The organism is Streptomyces prasinopilosus (assembly GCF_001419695.1).
GTDB lineage: Bacteria > Actinomycetota > Actinomycetes > Streptomycetales > Streptomycetaceae > Streptomyces > Streptomyces prasinopilosus.
The window spans coordinates 1-8,835 of sequence record NZ_LIRG01000279.1; the positions used below are offsets into that span (position 1 = coordinate 1).

Genomic DNA, 8,835 nt, shown 5'->3' on the forward strand with positions numbered 1-8,835 from the left:
GGCGTTCTTGACGTACTGCTGGGTGATCGTGGATCCGCCCTGCGTTTCGCCACCCTTGGCCATGTTGAGCACGGCGCGGGCGATGCCCTTGGGGTCGATGCCCTTGTCCTCGTAGAAGGTCTTGTTCTCCTGGGAGATGACCGCGTTCTGCATCGCCTTGGGGATCTGCTCGAGGTTGACGATCTGGCGGTTGCGCTCACCACCCGTCGCGACCATCTGCTTGCCGTCGGCCCAGTAGTAGACGTTGTTCTGCGCCTTGGCCGTCTTGGCGATGTTCGGCACGCTCACCATCGCGTACCCGATCCCTGCGGCGGCCACCATGCTGCCGAAGAACGCGATGCACAGCCCCGTGACGACCTTCCAGGACGGCATCCAACGGCGCCAGCCGTACTTGTCGTGGCGCGGATAGTCGATGATCCGCTTCTTGCGGGGAGGCGCCGACCGGCCCCGGCCGGGCCCGGCGGGGCCGGCCCTGCGGCCCCCGCCTCTCTGTGCCGCGCGTCGTGCTTCGGCGCGGCTTCCATAGGCGTGGCCCTCACCACCCGAGTCCGACCCGTAGGAGTCGGACGGAGACCCGGTGGCGCCTCGCGGTGCCGCGCGGCGGCCGGAGGACGAGCCGGACTGGCCGCGTCGGGCCGCGGCACGTCCGCCTCCCTGCGGCTGCGGCGGTTTGCGACGGTGCTCGCTCATCGAAGGACTACTCCTCGGGCAGGCGCATTCTCGCGCGCCTGGAAACGGCAGCTGGTTTCCGGTCCCCCCGAAGTACGGATGCGGTGGACCCCGCATTCATCCCGTACTGCACCAGGGACGAGGACGCCCCCACGCGTAACTCGGTTCCCGGTGTTGTGCATGGCGCACAGACTACGCACCGCCAAAACCCGTCGAGCACAGAAGTTCAGCTCAAATCAGGCAACTTGCTCGCTTTGGATCGATGATGTGACCCCGTTCACTCCACCCCCTCTTGTCCCGACCGCGGGGCCGTTCTATCGTCGGGATGTATCGAGTCGATACATCAGCTCGGCATAAGGGCGGTGTCCAGCCGTCCGAGAGACCGTCACGGCACGACCGCGGCAGAGAGGAGGCGACGATGAGCCGGCGTTCCGGAATCCTCGAGTTCGCCGTCCTCGGCCTGCTCCGCGAGTCCCCGATGCACGGCTATGAGCTGCGCAAACGACTCAATACGTCACTGGGTGTGTTCCGTGCCTTCAGTTACGGAACGCTCTATCCCTGCCTCAAGACGCTGGTCGCCAACGGCTGGCTGATCGAGGAACCGGGGAACACCACCGAGGACGCCCTCGCCGCTCCGCTCACGGGCCGTCGCGCCAAGATCGTCTACAGGTTGACGGCCGACGGCAAGGAGCACTTCGAGCAGCTGCTCTCCCAGACGGGCCCCGACGCGTACGAGGACGAGACCTTCGCCGCGCGGTTCGCCTTCTTCGGACAGACGTCACGCGACGTACGCATGCGTGTGCTGGAAGGCCGCCGCAGTCGGCTGGAGGAGCGCCTGGAGAAGATGCGCGCTTCGCTGGCCCGCACCCGGGAGCGTCTCGACGACTACACGCTCGAGCTCCAGCGCCACGGGATGGAGTCCGTGGAGCGGGAAGTGCGCTGGCTGAACGAGCTCATCGAGAGCGAGCGGGCCGGGCGGGACCTCCAGGGCCCCGCGTCCGGGGCGACCCCTCGACAGGACACCACCACTGGAGCGTCGGGCGACCTGCCCCGGCCCGGGGACTCTCCCCGGCCGGATTCGCCCGACGACACCGCCACGTGAGTCCCGCTCAGGGCCTCACTCGTACACACAGGGAGCAACCGGAATGGGTTCGGTTCGCGTAGCCGTCGTCGGTGTGGGCAACTGCGCCGCATCGCTGGTGCAGGGCGTCGAGTACTACAAGGATGCCGACGCGGCGTCCAAGGTGCCGGGCCTGATGCACGTGCAGTTCGGCGACTACCACGTCAGGGACGTCGAGTTCGTCGCCGCCTTCGACGTGGACGCCAAGAAGGTCGGCCTCGACCTCGCTGACGCCATCGGCGCCTCCGAGAACAACACCATCAAGATCTGCGACGTCCCCAGCACCGGTGTGACGGTCCAGCGCGGCCACACCCTCGACGGTCTCGGCAAGTACTACCAGGCCACCATCGAGGAGTCCGCAGAGGAGCCGGTCGACGTCGTCCAGGTCCTCAAGGACAAGCAGGTCGACGTCCTGGTCTGCTACCTGCCCGTCGGTTCCGAGGACGCGGCGAAGTTCTACGCCCAGTGCGCCATCGACGCCAAGGTCGCCTTCGTCAACGCCCTCCCGGTGTTCATCGCCGGCACCAAGGAGTGGGCGGACAAGTTCACCGAGGCCGGTGTGCCGATCGTCGGTGACGACATCAAGTCCCAGGTCGGCGCCACCATCACGCACCGCGTCATGGCGAAGCTGTTCGAGGACCGCGGGGTCGTCCTGGACCGCACGATGCAGCTGAACGTCGGCGGCAACATGGACTTCAAGAACATGCTCGAGCGGGAGCGCCTGGAGTCCAAGAAGATCTCCAAGACGCAGGCCGTCACCTCCCAGATCCCCGACCGGGACCTCGGCGAGAAGAACGTCCACATCGGCCCGTCCGACTACGTCCCGTGGCTGGACGACCGCAAGTGGGCCTACGTGCGCCTCGAGGGCCGCGCGTTCGGTGACGTCCCGCTGAGCCTGGAGTACAAGCTCGAGGTCTGGGACTCTCCGAACTCCGCCGGCGTCATCATCGACGCCCTGCGCGCCGCGAAGATCGCCAAGGACCGCGGCATCGGCGGCCCCATCCTGTCGGCCTCCTCGTACTTCATGAAGTCCCCGCCGGTGCAGTACTTCGACGACGAGGCCCGCCTCAACGTCGAGAAGTTCATCGCGGGTGAGATCGAGCGCTAGGACCACCTCCTGCGGGTGAGCACCCGGCGCGTGGTGATCGAGGGTCCCCGGGGCGTGTGTCCCGGGGACCCTCCCCGTATGTGAGGCTGTGCCCCATGGCCGTCGTCCGTGACCTGCGCGTCCTGCTGCGTTTTCAGGGCTTCAGGCGCCTGCTCGCCGTCCGGCTGCTCTCCCAGGGTGCCGACGGTGTCTTCCAGGTCGCACTCGCCTCCTACGTGGTCTTCTCACCGGAGAAGCAGACGTCGGCCGCGGCGATCGCCTCCGCGATGGCGGTCCTGCTGCTCCCCTACTCCCTGGTCGGCCCCTTCGCCGGTGCCCTGCTCGACCGCTGGCGCCGTCGCCAGGTCTTCCTGTACGGCAACCTGCTGCGCGCGCTGATGGCCTCGGTGACCGCCGTCCTGATCCTCGGCCGGGTCCCGGACCAGCTGCTCTTCGCCTCCGCCCTGTGCGTGACCGCCGTCAACCGCTTCGTCCTCGCCGGCCTCTCCGCCGCGCTGCCGCGCGTCGTGGACACCGAGCGACTGGTCGTCGCCAATTCCCTCTCCCCGACCGCCGGAACACTCGCCGCGACCGCGGGCGGCGGGCTCGCCTTCCTCGTACGCCTGGTCGTCTCCGACTCCGACGCGGCCGTGGTGCTCGTGGGGGCGGCGCTGTACCTGTGCGCGGCTCTGGCATCGCTGCGCATCGCGAAGGGGCTGCTGGGTCCCGACCGGAGACTGACGCGGCCGGGACTGGCCACGGCACTCACCGGCACCGCTCACGACCTGCTGGCAGGTCTGCGCCACCTGACAGCGCCCTCGCGCAGGGAAGCCGCCTGGGCGCTCGCCGCGATGACCCTGATGAGGTTCTGCTACGGCGCCATGCTCGTCATGCTGCTGATGCTGTGCCGGTACGCCCTGACCGACACGACGGAGGAGGGACTCACCCTCTTGGGCCTGGCGTTGGGCATGTCCGGCGCCGGTTTCTTCGTCGCCGCCGTCGTGACCCCCTGGGCCGCGGGGCGTTTCGGGCCCGGCCGCTGGATCATGCTGTGCGCGGCGGCCGCCGCGGTCCTGGAGCCGGCGTTCGGCCTGCCCTTCGCCGGTGGTCCGCTGCTGATCGGAGCATTCGTCCTGGGCCTGACCAGCCAGGGCGCGAAGATCGCCACGGACACCGTCGTCCAGTCCACCGTCGACGACGCCTTCCGTGGCCGGATCTTCTCCCTCTATGACGTCCTCTTCAACGTGGCCTTCGTCGGTGCTGCCGCAGTGGCCGCCCTGATGCTCCCGCCGGACGGTCGATCGGTCCCTCTGGTGGTAACAATCGCCTTTATCTACGGGGCAGTAGCTGTAGCTATCGGACGTTTTGAACGGCAGTAAGTGTCACATCAGTGCCACAGACGTCTCGCACGGGAGGACGTTGTCAGTGGCGCCCGATAACTTACGTGCGTCTGATCAACGCGTAATTCACGCCACGCACTCGTGTTCCAGGGGGACCTCCAAGTGACCACTCCGCCGCCTCAGGGCAACCCGTTCGCTCAGGGCCAGCAGCAGCCCCAGGGCCAGAATCCCTTCGCGCAGGGGCAGCCGGGCTTCCCCCCGCAGGCCGGTCAGCCTGGATTCCCCCCGCAGGGCGCACCCGTCCCCCCGGAACAGCCGCGCCGCAAGATCGGCTTCAAGACGATCAAGAACATCGTCGTCGTCGTGGTGCTCGTCGGTGCAGCCATCGGCGCTTTCATCTCCAGCCGCGACGATGCCAACACCGCGGCAGTCGGCGACTGCATGCACCGTGGCAGCGCCAGTGACGACAATCCCGATCTCGAGGTCGTCGACTGCAGCTCCTCGGACGCCCAGTACGAGGTACTGGCCAAGATCGACGGCTCGTTCCTCTCTGACACCCTGGCTTCCGGCAAGTGCGAGGCCGAGGCCAAGGACTTCCAGTACGTGTACACCCAGAGTGGTGACGGCAAGGACTTCCTGCTCTGCCTGAAGGACTACAAGAAGTAAGGCGGGCACGCGAAGGGGCGGTGTTTCACGTGAAACACCGCCCCTTCGCGCATCCCGTGCCGACTCACGTTCCACGTGAAACATGAGCCGGCGCTACGCTCTCAGCCCTGCTGTCCGGCCCACCACTCCTTGAGGGCCGCCACCGCTGCGCCGTGTTCCATCGGACCGTTCTCCAGCCGGAGTTCCAGCATGTGCTTGTACGCCTGACCGACCGCCGGCCCGGGACCGACGCCGAGGACCTCCATGATCTGGTTTCCGTCGAGGTCCGGACGGATGGCGTCCAGCTCTTCCTGCTCCTGAAGCTTCGCAATCCGCTCCTCCAGACCGTCATACGCACGCGAGAGGGCAGTGGCCCTACGCCGATTGCGTGTCGTGCAGTCCGAACGGGTCAGCTTGTGGAGCCGGCTCAGGAGCGGCCCCGCGTCGCGGACGTAACGGCGGACCGCGGAGTCCGTCCACTCTCCCGTGCCGTAGCCGTGGAACCGCAGGTGGAGTTCGACCAGGCGCGAGACGTCCTTCACCAACTCGTTGGAGTACTTGAGGGCCGTCAGACGCTTCTTCGTCATCTTCGCCCCCACCACCTCGTGGTGGTGGAACGAGACCCGGCCGTCACTCTCGAAGCGGCGTGTGCGCGGCTTGCCGATGTCGTGCAGCAGGGCCGCCAGGCGGAGGGTCAGGTCGGGGCCGTCGTCCTCCAGAGCCATCGCCTGCTCCAGGACGATCAGCGTGTGCTCGTAGACGTCCTTGTGCCGGTGGTGTTCATCACTCTCCAGACGGAGAGCCGGCAGTTCGGGCAGTACATGATCGGCAAGCCCGGTGTCGACGAGCAGGGTCAGTCCCTTGCGGGGACAAGCGGACAGAACCAGTTTGTTCAACTCGTCCCGTACCCGTTCGGCAGAGACGATCTCGATGCGCCCGGCCATCTCCCGCAGGGCTGCGACCACCTCGGGGGCCACCTCGAAATCGAGCTGAGCGGCGAAGCGCGCGGCCCGCATCATCCGCAACGGGTCGTCCGAGAAGGAGTCCTCGGGGGTGCCCGGCGTGCGCAGCACACCTGCCGCGAGATCGCCCAGTCCGCCGTGCGGATCGATGAACTCCTTCTCGGGCAGCGCGACGGCCATCGCGTTCACGGTGAAGTCACGGCGGACGAGGTCCTCCTCGATGGAGTCGCCGTACGCCACCTCGGGCTTGCGGGACGTGCGGTCGTACGCCTCCGAGCGGTAGGTCGTCACCTCGATCTGGAAGCTTCGGTCGACATCCCCGACGCGGGCCTCCTTCTGGGCCCCGACCGTGCCGAAGGCGATACCCACTTCCCAGACGGCGTCCGCCCACGGACGGATGATCTTCAGAACGTCCTGCGGGCGGGCGTCGGTGGTGAAGTCCAGGTCGTTACCGAGCCGGCCGAGCAGCGCGTCCCGGACCGAGCCACCGACCAGAGCGAGTGAGAACCCGGCCTCCCGGAAGCGGCGGGCGAGGTCGTCGGCGACCGGGGCGACACGCAGCAGTTCGTTCACTGCTCGGTCCTGCACCTGGCTCAGGGCACTGGTTTGTTCGTTGGCGTTCGGCACAACAGAAAAGGGTACGTGGCCCGGGCAGCCGGAAGCTCCTCCCTTGATCTGCCCGGGCCCTTCCCGCAGCCCTCGCACAGGACCGGCGCCCGGAACACGGAGAGCGCCCCTTATACGGCCACATACAGGGCGGTACGGCGGCCGACCCGATCTTGCGGGCCGGTCCGCGGCACTCGGTCTCACCGGGCATCGTTACCATGCGTGGACGCACATACGACGACCACTGACGATGAGGGACGGGCGAGCACGTGGCCGAGGCGGCAGACTTCCAGGGGACGCATCCCTCACCTGCCCGCCGCTGGCTGCGGCGCACCGGCACCCTGTTCGCCGGAGTCCCCCTGCTGACGGGGCTGCTCCAGTGGCCCGCCGTGTCCCCTGCGGCCGCCGCCGCGGGGAGTTCCGTGCAGGCCGTCTCCGGCGCGGGCTCCGTCTCCGTCTCCGTGAACTCGCTCACCCCCGGCCTTCCCGGCGAGGACGACACCGTCACGGTGTCCGGCACGGTGACCAACAAGGGCAGGCAAGCCGTCACCGACGCCCGCGTCGGTCTGCGGGTGGGCCCCCTGCTGAACACCCGCTCCGGGATCGACAACGTCGCCCGGAACAGCGACGACGTCCAGGGCGTCATCGGCCCGGAGACCGATGCCAAGTACACCCAGGAGTACGCCGAGCTCCCGCCGGGCGTCTCACAGCGGTTCAGCCTCTCCGTACCGGTGGACGAGCTGAGCCTCGGGAAGAACGGCGTCTACCAGGTGGCCGTGGCGCTCTCCGGGCAGACCGCCGCGCAGCCCTGGGAACAGACCCTCGGCGTCCGGCGGACCCTCCTGCCGTGGCAGCCCGATGAAGTCGACACGAAGACGAGCACGACCTTCCTGTGGCCGCTGATCTCCACGGTCCACACCACGGCGGAGACCGGTTCCGACGAGCAGCAGACCCCGGTCCTGCGTGACGACGCCCTGGCCAAGGAGATCGCCCCGGGCGGCCGCCTGGACCGGATGGTGGCACTGGGCAAGAACCTCGACGTCACCTGGGTGGTCGATCCGGATCTGCTGGCATCCGTCGACGCGATGACCGAGAGCTACAAGGTCCAGGGCCCGGGTGACACCACCACGGCCGGCGGCCATCAGGTCGCCGCCAAGCGGTGGCTCGCCCACGTGCAGAGCGCGGTGAAGGGCAAGGAGGTCGTCGCGCTGCCCTTCGGCGATCCGGACCTGGCCTCCCTCGCCCACAACGGCACCTCGGTCACCGGCTCCCTGAGGCATCTCAAGGAGGCCACGGACGTCGTCGTCAACACGGTGGAGCCGATCCTCCACGTGAAACCGACCACGGACTTCGCCTGGCCCGTCAACGGAGCGGTGGATCCCTCCATCGTCAAGGTCGCCACCTCCGCCGGAGCCGACAAGGTGATCGCTCGCAGCGACACCTTCCGGGAGACCGGTGGCCTGTCGTACACGCCCTCGGCCGCCCGCCCCATCGGCGGCGGCACCACGGCGGTCGTCGCGGACGCCCCGCTGTCCACCGTGTTCCAGGGCGACATGACCAGAGCCTCCACGTCCACCCTCGCCGTGCAGCGTTTCCTGGCCCAGAGCCTGGCGCTGAGCCTCCAGACCGGCCGGCAGCGCAGCGTCGTCGTCGCCCCCCAGCGCACCCCCACCGCCAGCCAGGCCCAGACGATGGCCGAGGCCCTGAAGGCCGTCCAGGAGGGGAACTGGTCGGAGTCCGAGGACCTCACCGCCGCCTCGAAGGCCGAACCGGACCCCGCCGCCACCACAGAGGTCCCCGGAGCCTCCTCGTACCCCTCCTCACTGCGCAAGCAGGAGTTGCCGCGGTCCGCGTTCGAACAGATCGCGAGGACTCAGGGCAAGCTCGGCACGTTCACGATGATCCTCTCGGACCCGTCCCGGGTCGTGACCCCGTTCGGCCGGGCCCTGAACCGCGGGATGTCCGTCTCCTGGCGCGGCCGGATCGCCGAGGCCGCCACCTACCGCAGCGGCGTCGAGGCCTACCTCGACGGACTCCTCGACCAGGTGAAACTGATCGACAAGTCGGAGACGAAGCTCTCCGGCCGCAGCGCCACCATCCCCGTGACCGTCCAGAACAACCTGGTGCAGGGCGTCGAGAACCTGACGCTGCGGCTCACCTCGACCAACCCGACCCGCCTCGAGATCGGCGGCGACGCCTACGAGGAACAGCCGATCACCGTCTCCGGCGGGCACAGCCAGTCGGTGAAGTTCACCACCTCCGCCAACGCCAACGGCCGGGCCACGGTGATCGCCCAGTTGTACACGCAGGACGGCCGGAAGTACGGCGAGCCCGTCACCTTCGACGTCAAGGTCACCGAGATCACCGCCACGGTGATGCTGGTCATCGGCGGCGGCGTGCTGCTGC

7 protein-coding genes are annotated in these 8,835 nt (G+C 68.3%); 5 read left to right on the plus strand and 2 right to left on the minus strand.

The genetic code is table 11. The annotated features are described in order from the left end of the window. Window positions 1-690 (minus strand): transglycosylase domain-containing protein (locus AOK18_RS30800; protein WP_167738680.1); only part of this gene is annotated, 690 nt, incomplete at its 3' end. Between the two features lie 397 nt (window positions 691-1,087). On the opposite strand from AOK18_RS30800, the gene AOK18_RS13020 reads away from it, so the two are divergent. From AOK18_RS13020 to AOK18_RS13035, 4 genes are all read left to right on the plus strand, one after another. Further along, complete coding sequence (locus AOK18_RS13020; RefSeq protein ID WP_055694447.1) at window positions 1,088-1,771, plus strand: PadR family transcriptional regulator; 684 nt, start codon at window positions 1,088-1,090, stop codon at window positions 1,769-1,771. Window positions 1,772-1,814: 43 nt separating this feature from the next. After that, the gene (locus AOK18_RS13025) at window positions 1,815-2,897 is read left to right on the plus strand and encodes an inositol-3-phosphate synthase (protein WP_055571708.1); all 1,083 of its coding nucleotides are present in this window, start codon (window positions 1,815-1,817) and stop codon (window positions 2,895-2,897) included. Window positions 2,898-2,992: 95 nt separating this feature from the next. Next, complete coding sequence (locus AOK18_RS13030) at window positions 2,993-4,255, plus strand: MFS transporter (RefSeq protein ID WP_055694448.1); 1,263 nt, start codon at window positions 2,993-2,995, stop codon at window positions 4,253-4,255. Window positions 4,256-4,378: 123 nt separating this feature from the next. After that, complete coding sequence (locus tag AOK18_RS13035; RefSeq protein ID WP_055694449.1) at window positions 4,379-4,882, plus strand: LppU/SCO3897 family protein; 504 nt, start codon at window positions 4,379-4,381, stop codon at window positions 4,880-4,882. 101 nt (window positions 4,883-4,983) lie between these two features. Here AOK18_RS13035 and AOK18_RS13040 read toward each other — a convergent pair whose 3' ends face one another. Then, window positions 4,984-6,450 carry a CCA tRNA nucleotidyltransferase gene (locus tag AOK18_RS13040; protein ID WP_175400424.1) on the minus strand — a complete coding sequence of 489 codons (1,467 nt, stop codon included), beginning with the start codon at window positions 6,448-6,450 and terminating at the stop codon, window positions 4,984-4,986. Between the two features lie 248 nt (window positions 6,451-6,698). On the opposite strand from AOK18_RS13040, the gene AOK18_RS13045 reads away from it, so the two are divergent. After that, a partial coding sequence (locus AOK18_RS13045) for a DUF6049 family protein (RefSeq protein ID WP_055694450.1) occupies window positions 6,699-8,835 on the plus strand: 2,137 nt, incomplete at its 3' end.

Bases quoted from the DNA above. Each gene is read 5' to 3' on its own strand.
- AOK18_RS13030 (WP_055694448.1), top strand. From the start codon at position 2,993: ATGGCCGTCGTCCGTGACCTGCGCGTCCTGCTGCGTTTTCAGGGCTTC.
- AOK18_RS13020 (WP_055694447.1), top strand. From the start codon at position 1,088: ATGAGCCGGCGTTCCGGAATCCTCGAGTTCGCCGTCCTCGGCCTGCTC.
- AOK18_RS13025 (WP_055571708.1), top strand. From the start codon at position 1,815: ATGGGTTCGGTTCGCGTAGCCGTCGTCGGTGTGGGCAACTGCGCCGCA.